The organism is Hymenobacter swuensis DY53, assembly GCF_000576555.1.
Lineage (GTDB): Bacteria > Bacteroidota > Bacteroidia > Cytophagales > Hymenobacteraceae > Hymenobacter > Hymenobacter swuensis.
In genome coordinates, this window is the sequence record NZ_CP007145.1 from 2,647,686 (window position 1) to 2,666,840 (window position 19,155).

At 61.0% G+C, this 19,155-nt stretch carries 16 protein-coding genes; 8 read left to right on the plus strand and 8 right to left on the minus strand.

Translation table 11 applies throughout. The features are described from left to right. The first annotated feature begins 58 nt into the window (after positions 1-58). The 3 genes from HSW_RS12745 to HSW_RS12755 all read left to right on the plus strand — a co-directional run bounded on the left by HSW_RS12745 (position 59) and on the right by HSW_RS12755 (position 3,332). The gene (locus tag HSW_RS12745) at positions 59-2,041 is read left to right on the plus strand and encodes an AAA domain-containing protein (RefSeq protein WP_044002241.1); all 1,983 of its coding nucleotides are present in this window, start codon (positions 59-61) and stop codon (positions 2,039-2,041) included. Between the two features lie 198 nt (positions 2,042-2,239). Beyond that, the gene (locus HSW_RS12750) at positions 2,240-2,755 is read left to right on the plus strand and encodes an FKBP-type peptidyl-prolyl cis-trans isomerase (protein ID WP_044002242.1); all 516 of its coding nucleotides are present in this window, start codon (positions 2,240-2,242) and stop codon (positions 2,753-2,755) included. A gap of 136 nt (positions 2,756-2,891) precedes the next feature. Then, positions 2,892-3,332, plus strand: coding sequence for a hypothetical protein (locus HSW_RS12755; protein WP_155832961.1), 441 nt, complete (start codon positions 2,892-2,894; stop codon positions 3,330-3,332). A 401-nt stretch (positions 3,333-3,733) separates the two neighbouring features. Here HSW_RS12755 and HSW_RS12765 read toward each other — a convergent pair whose 3' ends face one another. Next, complete coding sequence (locus tag HSW_RS12765; RefSeq protein WP_044002245.1) at positions 3,734-4,336, minus strand: acyl carrier protein phosphodiesterase; 603 nt, start codon at positions 4,334-4,336, stop codon at positions 3,734-3,736. A 145-nt stretch (positions 4,337-4,481) separates the two neighbouring features. Here HSW_RS12765 and HSW_RS12770 point away from each other — a divergent pair, with 145 nt between their 5' ends. The 3 genes from HSW_RS12770 to leuS all read left to right on the plus strand — a co-directional run bounded on the left by HSW_RS12770 (position 4,482) and on the right by leuS (position 8,946). Further along, complete coding sequence (locus tag HSW_RS12770) at positions 4,482-4,994, plus strand: pyridoxamine 5'-phosphate oxidase family protein (RefSeq protein WP_044002246.1); 513 nt, start codon at positions 4,482-4,484, stop codon at positions 4,992-4,994. Positions 4,995-5,243: 249 nt separating this feature from the next. Next, entirely contained in the window at positions 5,244-5,924 is a 681-nt protein-coding gene (locus HSW_RS12775; RefSeq protein WP_044002247.1) for a hypothetical protein, read from the plus strand. A 244-nt stretch (positions 5,925-6,168) separates the two neighbouring features. Beyond that, positions 6,169-8,946 carry a leucine--tRNA ligase gene (gene leuS, locus HSW_RS12780; RefSeq protein ID WP_044002248.1) on the plus strand — a complete coding sequence of 926 codons (2,778 nt, stop codon included), beginning with the start codon at positions 6,169-6,171 and terminating at the stop codon, positions 8,944-8,946. Positions 8,947-9,272: 326 nt separating this feature from the next. On the opposite strand, the gene HSW_RS12785 is transcribed toward leuS, so the two are convergent. The 5 genes from HSW_RS12785 to HSW_RS12800 form a co-directional block, all read right to left on the minus strand. Then, a complete protein-coding gene (locus HSW_RS12785) occupies positions 9,273-9,923 on the minus strand; it encodes an NAD(P)-dependent oxidoreductase (protein WP_044002249.1) in 651 nt (216 codons plus the stop codon). A 70-nt stretch (positions 9,924-9,993) separates the two neighbouring features. Further along, positions 9,994-10,434 (minus strand): Rrf2 family transcriptional regulator, encoded by a 441-nt coding sequence (locus HSW_RS12790; protein WP_044002250.1) that lies wholly within the window; start codon positions 10,432-10,434, stop codon positions 9,994-9,996. 137 nt (positions 10,435-10,571) lie between these two features. Further along, positions 10,572-10,931, minus strand: coding sequence for an MmcQ/YjbR family DNA-binding protein (locus HSW_RS12795; RefSeq protein ID WP_044002251.1), 360 nt, complete (start codon positions 10,929-10,931; stop codon positions 10,572-10,574). A gap of 105 nt (positions 10,932-11,036) precedes the next feature. Further along, positions 11,037-11,210 carry a DUF6728 family protein gene (locus tag HSW_RS24560; protein WP_197031874.1) on the minus strand — a complete coding sequence of 58 codons (174 nt, stop codon included), beginning with the start codon at positions 11,208-11,210 and terminating at the stop codon, positions 11,037-11,039. A 332-nt stretch (positions 11,211-11,542) separates the two neighbouring features. Continuing rightward, positions 11,543-13,312, minus strand: a complete 1,770-nt coding sequence (locus HSW_RS12800) for an AMP-dependent synthetase/ligase (protein WP_044002252.1) — start codon at positions 13,310-13,312, stop codon at positions 11,543-11,545. A gap of 293 nt (positions 13,313-13,605) precedes the next feature. Here HSW_RS12800 and HSW_RS12805 point away from each other — a divergent pair, with 293 nt between their 5' ends. Together HSW_RS12805 and HSW_RS12810 are read left to right on the plus strand one after the other, a co-directional pair. Next, complete coding sequence (locus tag HSW_RS12805; RefSeq protein WP_044002253.1) at positions 13,606-14,064, plus strand: nuclear transport factor 2 family protein; 459 nt, start codon at positions 13,606-13,608, stop codon at positions 14,062-14,064. 111 nt (positions 14,065-14,175) lie between these two features. After that, positions 14,176-15,105 carry a DUF389 domain-containing protein gene (locus tag HSW_RS12810; protein WP_044002254.1) on the plus strand — a complete coding sequence of 310 codons (930 nt, stop codon included), beginning with the start codon at positions 14,176-14,178 and terminating at the stop codon, positions 15,103-15,105. Positions 15,106-15,217: 112 nt separating this feature from the next. Here the strand turns inward: HSW_RS12810 and HSW_RS12815 are convergent, their stop codons facing one another. Beyond that, positions 15,218-15,883, minus strand: a complete 666-nt coding sequence (locus tag HSW_RS12815; RefSeq protein WP_044002255.1) for a Rossmann-fold NAD(P)-binding domain-containing protein — start codon at positions 15,881-15,883, stop codon at positions 15,218-15,220. A gap of 331 nt (positions 15,884-16,214) precedes the next feature. Next, complete coding sequence (locus tag HSW_RS23540; protein WP_071883106.1) at positions 16,215-18,629, minus strand: glucuronyl esterase domain-containing protein; 2,415 nt, start codon at positions 18,627-18,629, stop codon at positions 16,215-16,217. Positions 18,630-19,155: the final 526 nt, after the last annotated feature.

Consider the following 19,155-nt stretch of genomic DNA (forward strand, 5'->3'; position numbering starts at 1 on the left):
TCGGCCACCTTTTCCCCGATTTCGTTGTTAGCAACGATTCGCACAAGAACCCCCAACGTTGGCTGAACAACCTACCTATACCGACCCTTACGCGCTGGAAAAAGAGCTGCGCAAGGTGCAGGCCCTCATGAAGCTCGAGCAGCAGGAGGACCTCGAACAGTTCAAAATCAAGAGCGCCCAGGCCACCATTGCCGAGCGCCAGAAACGGGGCCTCACCTGGTACCCGGTCAAAATCACGAAGGAAGACATCGGCTTCGGCGGCAAGCTCGTCATCGAGTTGGAACGCCAGGGCGGCGGCAGCGGGCTGCACTTGTTTCAGGTGGGCAAAAACGCGGCCCTGTTCGGCAATATCCCTGGCCGCGGTGGCTCCGACCGGCCCACGCTGTCGGGCGTAGTCACCAGCGTTAAGCGCAACAAAATCCTGCTGGCCACCACCAAGGAAGACCTGCCCGACTGGGTGGACGAGGGCAAGCTGGGCGTGGACCTGACCTTCGACGAGGTGAGCTACCGCGAGATGGAGTACGCTCTGGGCAAAGTAATGGGCGCCTACGACTCGCGCCTGGCCGAGCTGCGCGACGTGCTGCTGGGCGCCAAACCGGCCCGCTTCCGGCCCGAGGCCGAAGCCACGCTCTACTACCCTTCGCCCCTGAACGACAGCCAGCTATCCGCCGTGCGCCACGTGCTGGCGGCTCAGGATGTGGCCATCATCCACGGCCCGCCCGGCACCGGCAAAACCACCACCCTGGTGCAGGCCATCCTGGAAACCATCCGGCGCGAGCGGCGGGTGCTGGTGTGCGCCCCCAGCAACACGGCCGTGGATTTGCTCACCGAAAAGCTGGCCGAGCGCGGCGTGAACGTCATCCGGATGGGCAACCCTTCTCGGGTGTCCGACCTGCTGCTGCAGCACACGCTCGATGCCCAGATCATGGCCCACAAAAGCTACGCCGAGCTGCGCAGCCTGCGCCAGACCGCCGAGCAGTACCGCGAGCAGGCCGGCAAATTCAAGAAGCACTTCGGCTGGGAGGAGCGTGAGCAGCGCCGCCTACTCAAGCAGCAGGCCCACGAGCTGCTGCAGGAGTCGGACCAGCTGGAGCGCTATATCACGGAGGATCTGCTGGAGCAGGTGCAGGTGATTACCTGCACGCTGGTGGGGGCCGGCAACCGCGCCATCCGCCACCTCACCTACGAAACCGTGTTCATCGACGAGGCCGCCCAGGCCCTGGAGCCGGGCTGCTGGATTCCGATTACCAAAGCCAACCGCGTGGTGCTGGCCGGCGACCATCAGCAGCTGCCGCCCACCGTGAAAAGCGAGAAGGCAGCCCGCGACGGCCTGCGCGAAACGCTGTTCGAGAAGTGCATCCGGCGCCAGCCCGACACGGCCCGCATGCTGCAGGTACAGTACCGCATGCATGAGCAGATCATGGAGTTCAGCTCCCAGCAGTTCTACGATGGCAAGCTGGTGGCCGCCCCCACCGTGGCCCACGCCGATTTGCCCGACTACGACCTGCGCTTCGCCCCCGATATGGCGGTGGAGTTTCTGGATACGGCTGGCTTTGGCTTCCAGGAAATCACCATCGAGGAAAGCCGCTCCACAGCCAACCCCGAGGAAGCCGACCTGCTGCTGAAGCGCCTCGCGCAACTGCTGGAGCCCTATGACCAAGCCGACCACGAAACCGACCTGCTTACCATCGGCGTGATTGCGCCCTACCGCGCCCAGATCAACTACCTCAAGGACGCCATCGAGGAAAACGACGAGCTGGTGGGGCTCATGGAGCACCGCATGCTGAGCGTGGGCACCGTGGACTCATTCCAGGGCCAGGAGCGCGACATCATCGCCATCAGCCTCACCCGCAGCAACCCCCAGGGTGAAATCGGCTTCCTCTCCGACATCCGCCGCATGAACGTGGGCATGACCCGGGCCCGCCGCAAGCTGCTGCTCGTCGGCGACTCCAGCACGCTGGGCGCGCACCCCTTCTATAAGGCGTTTCTGGATTATGTCGAGAGCATCGGGGCCTACCGCACGGCCTGGGAAATGCAGTAGCGTGGTGGCTGCTAGTGACCGTCCTGCTGAGCTTGTCGAAGCAGGACGGTCTAACACAGAATTCCGGTTTCCGCAAACACTATCCCACTCCAAAGAGTATCCTACCCTGGAACCTCTCGAATTACGGGTCATTTCCGTAACTAGCCGTTCCAAACTTATTCCCAACCCATCTCCGGACGCACCCGTCCACCCCGAAGCATGGCTCAAATCAGCGAAAACAAAGTCGTTACCATCACTTACGACCTGAGCGTAACCGACGAAAACCAGGAGAAAGTATTAGTAGAATCGGCGGAGGAAGATGCCCCGATGGTGTTTCTGTTCGGCCAGAGCGGCCTGCCCGAGGAATTCGAGCGTCAGCTCAGCGGCAAGAAGTCCGGCGACTCCTTCGCTTTCTCGCTCACCCCCGAGCAGGCCTATGGAGAGTACGATGCCCAGGCCGTAGTGGAAATACCCAAAAACGTCTTTGAAATTGACGGTCAGATTGACGGCGAGATGCTGCAGGTGGGCAACTTCCTGCCCATGGCCGACAACCAGGGCCACCACATGCAGGGCAAAGTGGTGGAAATTGGCGACTCAGCCGTGAAAATGGACTTCAACCACCCGCTGGCCGGCATGGTCATGCACTTCGACGGCAAAGTTGCCGAGGTGCGCGACGCTACCCGCGAGGAACTCGACCACGGCCATGTGCACGGCGAAGGTGGCCACCACCACTAAGCTGTTCTTGCGAACTGAAGAATCGGGCCGGCTGCATCTGCAGCCGGCCCGATTCTTTTTTAGCCGTCTGCCTGTTGCTCTGGCTTGGATGCCTGCGTACAACCCGGTTTCTTTGATAAAATTCAACCGGCATTCTATGCGTCCCGCTACTTTGTGTTCCCGCCCGGCTGTCTGGGCCGTTCTGTTTTCCCTCACCACGCTCACGGCCTGCGGCTCTAAAGAAGAGGAAGACGAGCCGGCCCCGCTGCCCGGCCGCTGGACGCTGGTCACCCAGCACAGCGTCAATACCGATGCCAGCACGGGCCAGATCATCACCGAGCAGCACCAGCCCGGCACCGCCGGCGACTACCTGGAAGTTTCAACCAGCACCTTCGAGGAGTACCGGGGCAACCAGCTCCATTTCACGGCTCCTTACACGTACAGCCGCCCCACCATCAGCATGCAAGGCACCAACCCGCGCACCGACCTGTCGCGGGAAGTCCGGGAGCTGACCAGCCGCAAACTGGTGCTGTACTACCAGCTTCCGGCTATCGTCATGAACCAAAAGGTCACCATTGAGGCTACGTATTCACGCTAGTTGTTGCACAATTAGCCCTGTAATGTTCCGGTTGACCAGGTGGAAGCATCCTTCGATAAAAGGTTTTGTGAGTTTCTAGAATATCATCTGGGCAACACGTTCGGACATTCTCTTGACCCTCACATCAGAGGGCTTTGGTGTGATGGGGTTTTGCCGCCTGCCCTGGATATTCAGCTCACGAAAAAGCACATTAACGACACCCGGCGCATTATCACCACGGCTTTTATTGGTCACGGTGATACCGATCTATACGATTTGACTATCCTACTAGGCCGGCACTCACTACGCATGTACAGTAAAGGATACGCCTTGCTAGACTGCGTACCCAGCAAAGAATCTTCGGATTGGTAAACTCTTGATTTGGAAAACCGGCGGCTGGAAATACAACTGCTATAAATCCTCTACCACATTCCCTCCACCCCCGCCCGCAATTCCGGCCAGAACTCCGCAAAATCTGCCTCATAGGCCGGTAGCTCCGCCAGAAACGCGGCGGCTCCGGTAGCCAGCACGGCGGCGGCGGGCACGCGGCGGCTCAGCCCCAGTAGGGCGCGGTGCAGGCCCTCGGGGTGGGCATAGCCGGTTAGCCAATCGTGCTGGCGCATGTAGTGCAGCATGTGCTGCAAACGCTCGGGCAGCTCGTGGCGGCGCTGGTGCAGCAGCTGGTACTGGCGCTGCGCAAACTGCGGTAGTGGCTCCGATGGGTGATACTGCGCGAAGTCGCGGGCCAGCAGGTGGTCGAAACCGACGTCGGATACCACGCCGGCCCACTTGCCCAGGCCGGCCGTGCGCAGGCGGGCGGTGGTGCGGCGCACCACGGGGTGGGCATCGGTAAACGAGTCGATGAAACGGTGCAGGCGGATGCCGCGCTGTACGGTGGCGGGATAGGCTTCCAGGGCGGTGCGGCCCCGCACCGCCTCGGCGGCGAAATTGCCGACGACGAGGTCTTCGTAGTCGGGAGTGGCGGCGGGTGAGCCGGAGAGTAGCAGGTGGGCGAGGAAATTCATGCGGTTCGGAAGTACGGCAAAATCCGGGCGCGGGGCTGGCCAAGCTCAACCCGAAACCGCACCCGGCCGTACTAACAAACAGGCCCGACCAGTACTTGGCCGCCTTTTCTTCCGTTTTTATCCTGTTTCCCTACCCTCGTCTCCCATGTCCAACCAACCCAACGTAACCAACGACCTAAGCAAACTGCTCGACAAAATTAAGGATGTGCGTATTGCCATGCTCACCACCCAGGATGAGGACGGCAGCCTGCGCAGCCGCCCCATGTTCACCCAAAAGCCCGACGGCAGCAGTGCCCTGGTGTTCCTGACCGATAAGGATTCGGCCAAAGTGTACGAGGTGAAAAAAGATAGCCACGTCAACCTGAGCTATGGCAAGCCCGAAGACAACGTGTACGTCTCGGTATCGGGCCGCGCCAACGCCTACCGCGACCAGGCCGAAATCGACAAGCTCTGGAGTGAGCCGATGCGCGCCTGGTTCCCCAAAGGCAAGGATGATGAGAGCATCTATATCCTGAAAGTGGAAATCGAGAAAGGCGAGTACTGGGACACCCCCAGCAGCCTGCTCACCCAGGCCGTAGCCTACGTGAAAGCCCTGGCCACCGGTGAGCGGAGCACTTCCGACGACGTAAACGAGCACGCCAAAGTAGAAGTGAAGTAGGCCTCGCCTACCAAATATGCAAAAGGCCCGGAAGCAATTCCGGGCCTTTTTTGTTGTTTTGAGGTCATTGCCATCGTGCTACTGCTACTATTCAGAACGTCATGCTGAGCTTGCCGAAGCATCTCTACCGTTTCATCTGCATAGTATTGCAACGAAGCGGTAGAGATGCTTCGGCAAGCTCAGCATGACGGTTACTTGGGTAGGTTTCATCTTACCAACTTCTACTCTTTCTACCTTTAACCCCGTCACTTGCTCACCACCCTCTCCATCCTCACCCTCCTACCCAACCAGCGGCGCTGGGGCTTCGCGCAGATGGGCACGGCCCAGCGGCCCTTACAACGCGTGCCGGGCCTTCGGTTTCAGAAGCTGCTGGGCAGCGGCGCGGGCGGCTTCGGGGCGCTGCCCAACCTGCTACGTTACGGGTTTATGGCCGTGTGGGAAGATGAGCAGGCGGCTCGCGCGTTCTTCGAGGGGCATCCGCTGTGGCAGCAGTATCGGCAGCGCACCTCGGAAATCTGGACGACGTGGCTGGCCCCCATCAAGTCGCACGGCCTCTGGGATGGGGTGAACCCGTTTGACTACGAAACTGAAAACAGCGCGACGGATGGACCGGTAATGGTACTTACGCGGGCCTCTATCCGGTGGCAGAAAACACCGCGTTTCTGGCGCTATGTGGCTCCCGTGAGTGCCACTATTACCGACGCGCCGGGCGTGCGCGCCGCCATCGGGCTAGGCGAACTGCCGGTGGTGCGCCAAGCTACCGTGAGTGTCTGGGAATCCACCCAGGCCATGCAGGACTACGCCTACCGCAGCCCCAAACACAAGGAAGTTATCCGGCTCACCCGCCAGGAAGACTGGTACGGCGAGGAGATGTTCGCCCGCTTTCGGGTATTGCGCACCGAAGGCACCTGGGACGGCCGGGCACTGTAGCCCCCTAGTGCGCCAGGCAGCACGAAGGACCTTTTACCGTCAGAACAACTCTGCGCCCTCTGCGCCAAACCCTGCGTCTTCTGCGGGCTAAAACCAGTTGCCCGGTACCGCTACACCACGACGTGGCCCTTCAGTTGCTGCCTCAGGATGACGGGCGTTTTGTAGTCGGGCTGGAAAAACTACTGCCTCGCCCCTGTTTTTGCGTAATTTCGCCCGTTCCGATTCATCGAATTACCGACTGCCCATGCCCGGCTACCATCCCCAGGATATTGAGAAAAAGTGGCAAGCCCACTGGAAAGACCAGCAGACCTTCAAGGCCGATAACGCCTCCGACAAGCCCAAATACTACGTGCTCGACATGTTTCCGTACCCCAGCGGGGCGGGGCTGCACGTGGGCCATCCGCTGGGCTACATTGCCTCCGATATCGTGTCGCGCTACAGGCGCCTGCGCGGCTTCAACGTGCTGCATCCTATGGGTTTCGACTCGTTTGGCCTGCCCGCCGAGCAGTACGCCATCCAGACCGGCCAGCACCCTGCTATTACGACGGAGCAGAACATCGATACCTACATCCGGCAGCTCAACTCCCTGGGTTTCAGCTACGACTGGAGCCGCGAGGTACGCACCTCCGACCCGGCCTACTACAAGTGGACGCAGTGGATTTTCCTCAAGCTGTTCAATAGCTGGTACAACCTCGACACCAATAAGGCCGAGCCGCTGAAAACCCTGCTGGAGAAGTTCGAGCAGAACGGCAGCGAAGGTATCCGCGCGGCCGGCGACGACGAGGAGCGCCACAGCTTCACGGCGGGCCAGTGGAAGCTGTTCTCGGAAAAGCAGCGCCTGCAGGCCGTGCACCCCTACCGCCTGGCCTACCAGCAGGACACCTACGTGAACTGGTGCCCCGGCCTGGGCACGGTTTTGTCGAATGACGAGGTAAAAGACGGCCTCTCGGAGCGCGGCGGCTTCCCCGTGGAGCGCCGCCTGATGCCCCAGTGGAACCTGCGCATCACCGCCTACGCCGACCGCCTCCTCCAGGGCCTCGACACCCTCGACTGGCCCGACGCCGTGAAGGAAATGCAGCGCAACTGGATCGGCAAGAGCATCGGCGCCGAGGTCAGCTTTGCGGTGCAGGGCCACGAGCAGGCACAAATCAAGGTCTACACGACGCGGGTTGACACGATTTATGGCGCCACGTTCCTGGTGCTGGCGCCCGAGCATGAGCTGGTAAAGGAGCTGACCACGCCGGAGCAGCAGGCCGAAATCCAGGACTACATCGACGCCACCAAGCGCCGCTCGGAGCGCGACCGGATGGCCGATACCAAGACGGTTTCCGGCGCTTTCACCGGCTCCTACGCCCTCAACCCGTTCAGCAACGAGCCCATCCAGATCTGGATTGCCGATTACGTGCTGGCCGGCTACGGCACCGGCGCGGTAATGGCCGTGCCCTCCGGCGACCAGCGTGACTACGTATTCGCCAAGCACTTCAACTTGCCCATCGTGCAGGTGGTGGATGCCCAGCAGATTGAGGAGCAGGCTGACCCGACCAAGGACGGCCTCTACCTGCACGGCCTCATCAAGGGCCAGAACTACAAGCAGGCTACCCAAACCCTGATTGGGGAGTTGGAGCAGCGCGGCATCGGCAAGGGCAAAACCAACTTCCGCATCCGCGACGCCATCTTCGGCCGCCAGCGCTACTGGGGCGAGCCCATCCCGATTTACTACAAGGAAGGCACTGCCTACGGCGTGGCCGAAGCCGACCTGCCCCTGGTGCTCCCGGAAATCGACGAGTACAAGCCCACCGAAACCGGCGAGCCGCCCCTGGGCCGCGCCAAGGAATGGAAATACAAAGGCCTCTACGAGTATGAGCTGAGCACCATGCCCGGCTGGGCCGGCTCCAGCTGGTACTACCTCCGCTACATGGACCCGCAGAACACCGGTCGTTTTGTGGGCCAGGAAGCCGAACAGTACTGGCAGCAGGTGGATTTATATATGGGTGGCGCAGAGCACGCTACGGGCCACTTGCTCTACTCCCGCTTCTGGCACCTATTCCTGAAAGACCTCGGCGTGGTATCGGCCCCCGAGCCCTTCCAGAAGCTCATCAACCAGGGCATGATTCTGGGCCGCTCGAACTTCGTGTACCGCATCAACGGCACCAATACGTTTGTAACGGCCGGCAAGAAAGACCAGCACGAAACAACCGCTTTGCACGTTGACGTGAACATCGTCAACAATGATGTATTGGATACCGACGCCTTCAAAAAGTGGCGTCCAGACTATACTTCGGCAGACTTCATCCTGGAAGATAATGGCACCTACGTGTGCGGCTGGGAAGTTGAGAAAATGTCGAAAGGCAAGTTCAATGTAGTTAGCCCCGATACGCTGGTAAGTCAGTACGGGGCCGATGCGCTGCGTTTGTACGAGATGTTCCTGGGGCCGCTAGAGCAGTACAAGCCCTGGAATACCAACGGCATGAGCGGCGTGGCGGGCTTCCTCAAGAAGCTCTGGCGCCTCTACCACCCCCAGGACGGCACCTTCGCCGTAACCGATGAGGCCGCAACACCCCAGGAGCTGAAGGCCCTGCACAAGGCCATCCGCAAGGTGGAGGAGGACATCGAGAAATTCTCATTCAACACTACCGTCAGCGCCCTGATGATTACGGTGAACGAGCTGACGGCCCTCGACTGCCACAAGCGCGCCATCCTGGAGCCGCTGGTGCTGCTGCTCTCCCCCTACGCCCCGCACCTCGCCGAGGAGCTGTGGCAGCAGCTCGGCCACCCGGCCGGCAGCATCAGCCACGCCCAGTACCCCGAGTTCCGGGAGGAGTATCTGGTGGAAGACACCGTGAACTACCCCGTGGCCATCAACGGCAAGGTGCGCGAGACGCTGCAGTTCCCCGCCACCGCCACCGCCCAGGACATCGAAGCCGCCGTGCGCGCCTCCGACTTCCTGTCCCGCTTCGCCGAAGGCAAGGAGCCCAAGAAGTTCATCGTGGTGCCCGGCCGCATGGTGAACGTGGTGGTGTAGTTTTAGCTGTTAGCCAGTAACAAAAAGGCCCGCCGGATTCATCCGGCGGGCCTTTTTGATTTTAAAAGAACGTCATGCTGAGCGAAGGCGCAGCCGCAGTCGAAGCATCTCTACCGCTGGCTAATCGACCTGATTACACCGATTACCGCTCCATAGCCCAGGGTTTAAACCCTGGGCTACTGAACCGCCCAAACGAAGCAGTAGAGATGCTTCGACTTCGCCTCCGGCTTCGCTCAGCATGACAGTTACTCTAGTAACGTCAGCACGCGAGATTCCTCACTGCACTCGGAATGACGTGCTGGTGGTGCCGTGCTGGCAGCAACGCTCTAATACGCTGCTGTGAACCGCTGGCGGCTGTGTTTGGGCTGCTCTACTTCGTCGAGAATTACCACGGCCAGGTCTTCGCCCGACATAATGCTGCGGCCTTCCTCGTTGAACACCGGGCTTTCGGTGCCGAGGCGGTAGTGGCCAGTGCGGCCGGTGTCGATGCCGGGGTGCATTTCGATGGCGGGGCTGAGGAACGTCCAGTCGAGGGTATCGTTGGTTTTCAGCTCGTTGTGGTAGTCGCGGGCGGCCTGGGCGCCGGGCTTGATGTCGGCGGGGAAGTCCGGGCCGTCGACCAGCTGCTGGCCGTTGATGTAGAGGCTGCCGGCCCCGCCGATGGCCACCAGCCGTGCTACGCCCGATTTTTCGGTGGCGGCTTCGATGGCGCGGGCGCCTTCCAGGAAATCATTGTACAGGTTGGGGTTGGTCCAGCCCGCGCTGAAGGCGTTGATGACCACGTCGTGGCCGGCCAGCTGGCGGGCGGTTTCATCGACATGGGTTACGTCGCCAGTTACCACGGTCAGATGGTCGGAGGTCTGGGCGAGTTTGGCGGGGTCGCGCACGAGGGCCGTTACGTGGTGGCCGCGTTGCAAAGCTTCGGCCAGGATGCGGGAGCCAACAAAACCAGTGGCACCGATGAGGGCAATTTTCATGGAAGTAAAGGGTAAAGAGAAAAAGAAACACGTTGTAACCAATACGGTTACAATCAGGCGCAAAAAAAAGTCAGGAAATAAGAGCTTTGGCCGCAATGTCGGTGGTGACCTGCTGCAGGGTGGTGTGGGCCAGCACCTGCTCCAGGGCCGTCTGGGCGCGCTGCAGCGTGTCATCCAGCGCCGACTGAATATGGCGGCCCACCAAGCAGGCCGGGTTGGGCTTGTCGTGGACGCTGAACAGCTGGCCTGCCTCCACCACTTCCACGGCCCGGTATACCTCCAGCAGCGTGATGGTGGCCGGCTGGCGCGTGAGGAACGTACCGCCCGAAGCCGGCCGCACTTCCACCAGACCGGCCTTCTTGAGCTGCCCCAGAATCCGCCGAATCACTACCGGATTGGTGTTCACGCTGCCCGCCATGCGCTCCGAGGTCAGCGGCACGCCATCCTGCTCCGGCAAAGCCAGCAGGGAAAGCACATGGACGGCGACGGAAAAACGGCTGCTGATCTGCATAATCTGAAAGAGGAAACCCCGGCGAGACGGTCGTGGCTTCCGGGACTTGGTGCGACAAAGGTAGCATTGTAACCACTGAAGTTACAACCAGGTTCAAAAAAAAGCGGCCGAAGCCGCTTTTGCGTCTGAGTGGCGCGTTATTGCTCGGTAGCGGCCAATTCGTCGCGCTGCTTTTTGGGCAGGGATGCGCGCACCAGGTCGTATGAATGGTCGATCAGCTCGCGCAGTTGCCGCTCCGGCGCGCCCGTCCCGATGAGCACCGTGTTCCAGTGCTTCTTGTTCATGTGGTAGCCGGGCAGCACGTACTCGTGCTGCTCGCGCAGCTCCTGGGCGCGCTCCGGGTCACACTTGAGGTTGATGCTGCCGAAGGTTTCGATGTCGGTGAGGGCAAACACTTTGCCGCCGACTTTGAACACCAGCGTTTCGGGGCCGAAAGGCGTTTCTTCGGTCACGCCGGCTTTGAGCAGGCAATAGTCGCGGAAGTCTTCGATGTTCACTCGGAGAGTTGTCAGGTGGTGGGTGTCAGTTGTTAGGTGTCAGTTGCCAGTCAGGATACCTTACAGCAACCCCTGACAACTGGCAACCATCACCTGACAACTAAATTACCGGATAAACCAGCGGTAAATCAACACGATGAGGCCCACCAGAAACATGGCCATGCTCAGCTTATTGATGAAGTGCATGGTGCGCAGGTTGAAATTGGTGTGGCGCGTGGGGTCGTTTTTGCGGAAAAAGTACCCGAGCATCGGGCCGAAATTAAACAGGTCTTTACGCATGAGGCAGTTGGATTCGGGTTCGGAAAGATAACACCCGGGCCCCGGAAAAGATTTGCCCGCGGGCTGTAAACTGGCAGCGTGTGGCGTAGAGACGCAATAGCTGGAGTCTCGTCGTTGAACGGCCGGCACCTTGATGTTTTGACCACTAGACCGTCATGCGCAAGGCCGTCATACTGAGCCTGTCGGAGCATCTCTACCGCTTCGTTGAATCGGTGCAGGCGAAGCGGTAGAGATGCTTCGGCAAGCTCAGCATGACACGTTCCAAGGGGTCGTGTAAACGGCTCCAACGTCAGCAACGACGAGACTCCAGCTATTGCGTCTCTACAACCTGGCTACCCCCGAAACAGGTTCTCAATGCGCTGCTGGTTGTTTTGGCTGATGATTTTGCGGCGCACTTTGAGCGTAGGCGTCAGCTCGCCCGATTCCACGCTCCAGAGGGCGGGCAGCAGCTCGATTTTCTTGATCTGCTCCCACTGGGCAAAGGCGGCATTGGTTTGCTGCACCAGCTGCTCGTAGAGCTGGCGTACCTGGGCGTGGGCGGCCAGGGCAGCATCGGAGAGGTCGGCAGGGAGCTGGTGCTGCCGGGCCCAGGCGCGCAGCTCGGTGAAGGCGGGCACCAGCAGGGCAGCGGCGTACTTTTCGCCCTCGCCCAGCACCATCACCTGCTCCACCAGCGGCGACTCCGACAGGCGCGACTCCAGCGGCTGCGGGGCCACATACTTGCCGTTAGAGGTCTTGAACATCTCCTTTTTGCGGTCCGTGATTTTGAGGAAGCGGCCCTGCACCAGCTCGCCGATGTCGCCGGTGTGCAGCCAGCCCTCGGCGTCGATGACTTCGGCCGTGAGGTCGGGGCGCTGGTAGTAGCCCTGCATCACGGAGGGCGAGCGGGTCAGGATTTCGCCGTCGGCGGCAATTTTTACTTCCACGCCCGGCAGTACCGGCCCCACGGCCCCGATGAGGTTGCCCTCGGGCACGGGCTGGCTGGCGGCAATAACGGGCGAGGTTTCCGTCATGCCGTAGCCTTCCATCACCCGGATGCCGGCGGCCCAGAACACCCGCGCCAGCCGCGGCTGCAGGGCCCCGCCCCCGCTCACGATGTAGCGCACCTGCCCGCCCATGGCCGCCCGCCACTTGCTGAACACCAGCTTATTGGCCAGGGCCAGCTGGGCGTTGTACCACGCGCCCTGGTCTTTTTGGGTGTCGTAGCGCAGCCCCAGGTCGAGGGCCCAGAAGAACAGCTTGCGCTTGAGGCCGGTGAGTTGCTGGCCAGTGGCTACAATCTTGTCGTAGATTTTTTCGAGCAGGCGGGGCACCGTGGTGAATACGTGGGGCTGCACCTCGCGCAGGTTGTCGGCAATGCGCTCCACGCTTTCGGCGTAGTAGATGCTGAAGCCCAGCTGCAGGTACAGGAAGGTGGCCGTGCGCTCGAAAATGTGGCTCAGGGGCAGAAAGCTGAGGGTTTTGTGGCCCGGGGACAGCGGCAGGTAGCTCAGCAGGTTCTGGCAGTTGAACAGGATGTTGCGGTGGCTGAGCATCACGCCCTTGGGCCGGCCGGTGGTGCCGGAGGTGTAGATGAGCGTGAGCAGGTCGTCGGGCTGCACGGCGGCTTTCAGGGGCTCCAGCGCGGCCACGTCGGCGGCGGCACCCAGGGCCAGCAGGTCGGCGAAGGAGCGGTGGCCGGGCGTGGGCTCGAAGGTAAGGATGTGCTCGGGGCCGTGCGGCAGCCTGGCCACGGCCTCCTGCACCCGGGCCAGCAGCTTTTCGCCCTCCACCAGCACCACGCGCACGCCGGCATCCTGAAAAATGTGGCGGTAGTCTTCCACCGTGATAGTGGGGTACATGGGCACGCTCACGGCCCCCAGCTGGGCAATACCCATATCGGCCACCACCCACTCGGGGCGGTTGGGGCAGATGATGGCCACTTTATCGGCGGCCCGCACGCCCAGGGCGCGCAGGCCCAGGCTAGCGTGGTTGCTCATTTCCTGCACCTTGGCGGCACTCAGCGGCTGCCACTGCTCGTCCTTTTTTGCTACCAGGCAATCGGCCTCGGGGGTGGTGTAGGCCAGGTGAGCGAGCAGGTCAAAGGTGCGGGAAAACGTCATGGGAGAGGCGCGAGGAAAGCTGCCGAAACTGCGGCAATCCGCAAAAGTAGGCGGCTTCCCGATGGCAATGGCGGCAGGCCATAATTTTATCAAGCTGCGGGCTGCCGGGCGGTGTAGAGACGCAATAGTTGGAGTCTCCTCGTTGAAAGAGCGGAACTGCACCGGATAAACAACATCAGCAATGACGAGACTCCAACTATTGCGTCTCTACACCGCCCAGCTACTCGCAAGAATCTGCGGCACCCCTCCCTGACATTCCGTTACCTTGCACGCATCACCCTCCTACCCAACTGATGAAGCCTCTGCTCCTGCTGCCGATGCTGCTAACCGCTTCGGCCACCTTCGCCCAAACCAAGCCCGCCGTCGAAACCGAAGCCGTGCAGCAAACCATCCGCCGGTTTTTCGACGGGATGCGCCGCGGCGACAGTGCCGCCGTGCGTGCCACACTGGCACCGGGGGCGGTGTTTCACACCCTCGCCGCCAAAAACGGCCAGACCCAGCTGCGCCCCGAAAACCCCTCCGACTTTGTGAAGGCTGTGGGCACGCCGCACAAGGAAGTGTGGGATGAGCGCATCACGTTCGACAAAGTACTTATCGACGCCAACCTGGCCAGCGTCTGGACACCCTACGAGTTCTACCTGGGCAGCACCTTTAGCCACTGCGGCTACAACTCGTTTCAGCTGGTGAAGCTGGCCGACGGCTGGCGCATTGCCCACATCATCGACACGCGGCGCAAGGAGAAGTGCAAGTAACCCGGCTAGGAGCAGTAAAAAAGGCCCGGCCAGAACAGTGGGCGCCAATGGTCGTACGTATAGGCTAGCCTGGCTGCCTGCGCGGCCGGCTTTACGCCGCTACTACCGCCTATGCATCGAACCCTGGAAATTACCGTGCCCGCTCCTGTCACCGAAGGGCTGTGCCAGCAACTCACGGAACTGGAAGACGTTATCGGCCTGAGCGTGCAGTTCGGGGCCTCGCGCAAGCCCGCCGGCGACGTGCTGATTGTGCACGTGCTCAACCGCGGGGCCGATGAGGTGCTGCGCCGGGCCCGCGCCGCCGTGGCGCACAAGAACGATTTGAGCGTGGTAACCAGCGAGGCGGCCAGTTTCATTGCCCCGGCCGTCCACCAGACTATCGTCGACGATAAGGACGAGGCCATTTGGGAGGAAATGGAAAGCGGCCTGCGCCACCAGGGCGCCATCACCACCAACTACCTGCTGCTGATGGCGTTGGGTGGGCTGATTTGCGCCATTGGGTTGGTGTCGGAACCAGTACCGCAGGCAGTGGCCTTCACGGCTTCCGCCATCATTGCCCCCGGCTTCGACCCCATGACCAAGGTGCCGGTGGGGTTGGTGCTGCGCCGCTGGATTGTGGTCTGGCGCGGCATTCAATCCACGCTCACCGGCTACGCCGTCCTGATTGGCACGGCGGCCCTGACCACGTACTGGCTGGTAGCGGCCGGCGAAACCACGGGCCGGCTGCTGGCCGAAAACTCCGAGGTCAAGAACCTGTCGCACCCCGGCCTGATGGAATTGCTGCTATCGGCGGCCGGGGCGCTGGCTGGCGTGGTGATGCTGGCAGCCTTCCGGCGGAGCTTCCAGGCCGGGCCGCTCATTGCCATGGCCTTCATCCCGGCCGCTGCCCTGATCGGGGCGGGCCTGGCCGTGGGCAACTGGCCGCTGGCCCTGGAAGGCCTGGAGCGTTTCGGGGCCGACTGGGGCTTTATCGTGGGGCTGGGTGTGCCGTTTCTGTGGCTCAAGCAGAAGTTCCTGCACAAGCGCAAACCCATTGTGTAAGCGAGCTGGGTGGCGCGTGCTTTGTTGTTGACCGACTGGCACGCGCCGCGCCTGTTACACAACGTCAGCAACGACGCGACGCGAAGTGTCGCGTCACTACACCGTTCTATGGCTACCCTTTTGCTGCCGCCACAATGTCGCGCACTTCCAGTACCGGCTTGGCATAGCCACGTTGGGCGACGTACAGCATGGCCTGACCCAACTCCGTCAGCGTGGAGGCATACTTGGGGGCCAGGCCCCGCACTACCGGATACAGCCAGCCGAAATACTTGTAGTACGACAGCACGTGCCGCTGGCCGGGCGTGGCCCGCAGGAAACCGGGCCGGAATATAAACGCCTGCCGGAACCCCAGCTGCCGCAGCTCGTTTTCGGTTTCTCCCTTCACGCGGGCCCACATCTGGCGGCTGCGCAGCGTGTCGTCGGTGCCGGAGCCCGAAACGTAGCAGAACGTGAGGTTGGGGCCGTTGTGGGCCAGCAGCGTCTGGGCGAAGTGCAGGGTGAGGTCGTGGGTAAGGCGGCGGTACTCCGGCTCCTGCATCCCCACCGACGATACGCCCAGGCAGAAAAAGCAGGCGTTGTAGCCCCGCAGCTGGTCCTGAATGGGCGTGAGGTTCTGGAAATCCTCGTGCAGCAGCTCCCGCAGCTTGGGGTGCTGGTGCCCGCTGGGCCGGCGGCTGATGCTGAGCACCTGCTCCACATCGGGGTTATGCAAGCACTCCAGCAGCACCCCTTCTCCCACCATACCGGTCGTGCCGGTCAGAATCACGCGTAGTTTCATGCTGGGGAGGACGGATGAGGCATAGTTATGCTTTAAACGGCAGAAACTACAGCATCCTCTCTCGGTAACCAGTTCCTGATGATGCTCATCAAAGCTGGCTGATAACGGGGTAAAAGCTCCATAGAGGATGCCCGTTACGCCGATACGAATTCGGTGTAGCCAGTGTGGTCAGGATTTCCCACCCCTACTTAACGTTACTCCTCTACCCAAACGCAAACAGGCCGCCGGAACACCGGCGGCCTGTTTGGAGTATCAGTTGCGGCAGGCCAGGCACGGGTACCAATGGCACCCACTTACCTGGCCACCAGGCAGCGGCTAAGCTCGCCTGGCTTTATTGAAAGACGATGCGCTGGGTTTCGCTGGTGTCGCCGATGAAGCGTAGCAGGTACACACCCGGTTGCAGCTGCCCGCGCGGGATGTTGAGTGTGCTCTGCTTCTCTACGCTCACCCGCCCCACCGTGCGGCCCACGAGGTCCAGCACCTCGATATGCTTGACGTGCGTAGCATTGGCCCCCAACTTCACGACGACCTGATTAGCAGTAGGGTTGGGGAATACGTCGATAGTCGATTGGGCCGATGCAGTGGTCGTGGCCGTGACGCGGCAGTTGGTAGCCGCTGGTCCTTTACCCGTGATGGCCGCGGTGGAAGTTGCTACTACCACCTTGTCTAACTGCGCATTACCACCGGCGTTGTAGCCAATAGTGAGTGAGTGTGCGCCGACTGTTAAGGCCCCTTCCTTCAGTTTCAGCCAGCGCCAGCCAGCCGTTGCGCCTACCTCTCTTATGCTGACGTCGTCGATGTAATAGGTAGTGGCCACCTGTCCCATATCAAACAGAAAAGTGGTGGAGGCCAGCGAGGTGGTGATGGTCCAAGTCACTTGCTGCCACGCCGTGCCAATGGCTTGGTCGGCTTGATATTGGGGGCTGCTGGGGCCAGTGGATAAGCGGATAGAGCCGCCGGGAGACGCCGCTCTTACCCAGTAAGAAATCTGATACTGCTTACCAATGGTAGTCGGAAAGGCCGCACTGGTTACCTGCACGCGCCACTGGTTACCGGGTTGGGCGGTCGGGTTGACTACTTTCATCGAGCCCGTGCCGCTGTGGGCTTCCGACGCTACCGTGTTGGCCGTGATGGTGGCACCACTGGAATTGAGCGTTGTCCAGCCGGTCAGGCCGTTCTCGAAGCTTGGGTTTGTAGCCAGTTGGCTGGTCACTGCCTGAAAAGGCTCGTTATCCACTTTTATCCAGTAGCCATACTCCTCCGTGGCCGGGACATTCAGGCGGGCCAGGTAATTGTAGGTGGCGGCGCTGTCCACGGTAAAGGGCAGAGTCAGCAGGGCGGCGGCGGCGGTTGGGGCCGTGTTCGGGCTGCTCAGGCCGCTTTGTACCTTCACGTAGCTTCCGTTGGAGGCAGACGTGTCGGCCACCACGTTCCAGCTTGTTCCTACCGTGGCACACTCGGCTTCCAGCCAGTAGCGTTTGCCCAACGGTTCGGCCGGCAGCGTGGGTGTGCTGGTGCCCCACCACTGGTACCAGCGCAGATAATTAACCTGCGGATAGGGATGCACAGTGATATTGGTGTTGACAGTAGTATTACCAAGCAGAAACTTCTCGACAAACGCCTCCACGGCCGGCTGCTGCGTGGCCGGCACGGCGCAGTGATTGTGGCCGCCATCAATGTAAAAGCCGAACCGGTCGCCGATACCGAACGTGTTCCAGACTACGTGCGCGGCCCGCGCCGACACATAGGCCGCGGGGTTGGCCAGCCACTCGAAGTCGGTATTGGCCGTTACCAGCAAGGCCCGGGGGGCAATCATGGCCATCAGCTCGTGGTGGTCGTGCGGGAGTTTGGCTACGTTCGTACCCTGAAACTGCTGCATGTCGTCTTTGAACCAGCGGTAGTCGGTGGCCCCGAGCTTTTCCACCGCGCCCAACGTTTCGGATACCCGCCAGGCCGGCGCGCCTCCCCCACCCGATTCCTGGGCAATAGTGAGGGCAATTCGCTCGTCGAAGGCCCCGGAAAACAGGGCCATTTTGCCGGCGTAGGAGCAGCCCGTCACGGCCAAGCGGCGCAGGTTGATGGGCAGCGTGGTCTGCACCAGCTCCAGCCCGTCGATAAGCCGACTCACGCCCCAGGCCCAGGCGCTATACTGCCCCGAGTTGGCCAGCGTCTGGCTGGGATAGAGGCGATAGTAAGGGTCGGTTTGCTGCGGGTTGCCGTAGGCCGTGACCTGGTTGTGGTTGAAGCGGATGGTGGCCACGTTGCGGCTGGTAAACACCGTGCCCGGGATGCTCCCGGTAGCACTGTTCATGCCGATGACGGCCGGAAATGGCCCAGTGCCGCCAGCCGGCAGCACTACTTCTGAAGTAAGAGTAAGCGTCTGGCCATTTTCGGTCACGTTCACCGTCAGGATGCCGGTATTTGGCGTGGTACCGGCGGCGTAGCTGGCCGTGATATTCTGGGGCCGGGGCGGCTTGGTACCGATTTCGTAGTTCTCGATTTCGGCCTTGATTTCGTTGCGGCGGCACTCCCAGTCGCTAAAGCTGGTAGAGCGGCTGGAGTTGTCGGACTTCATAAACGGGTCCGTTAGCGGCTGCACCGTCGGCAGCTGGCCAAAAGCCGGCAAGGGCGGCGCAACGCAACTGCCGCCGGTGTTTTCGGTGGTATACACCAGTGGTATCTGTGCCGAGGCACTCAGGCTGAGCACCGTCAGCGCCAAGGCGGCAAGGGTAGTGGTTGTTTTCATGGCATGGGAATTTTGTGAGGTAAAGCGAGGAACAGGGGGATGCAATGGGTAGCCATCGGCGCAGCGGTGGCAGAAGCAGGTCAGGCGGGTCTGGGCATAGGCGAATGAGCGAAGCAGTGGAAATATGAGTGAACTCAGTTTTAGTCAGGCTACCCGCCTAGTGGCGGAGGCAACACCCACCGCGCGGCATCAAACTGCTATAGATATAATACCATTTCTCTTTCTTCAATCAGGATCTTCTGCTGCCAGAAAGAGAAGCGGGGCGTGTAGTACTAAAACCGGTTGCTTTAGGAATATAGCAGACCTTTGAACCAGGCATAACCCCTTGAGCAAAACATTATAAATGAAAGTACCGCAACCGTTTCCACAAACGATTGCATAGTCCCTAGTCAAGAAATGGCCCTTATGTTATTGTGTAGTCGCTCAGCAGCCCCCATCGATGCATGCGCAGCAGGCAACCTGAATTATAAGTCCAAATAATTCAATTTTGCAATGCCAGAATTATTGACAATCTATCCCACAGTAT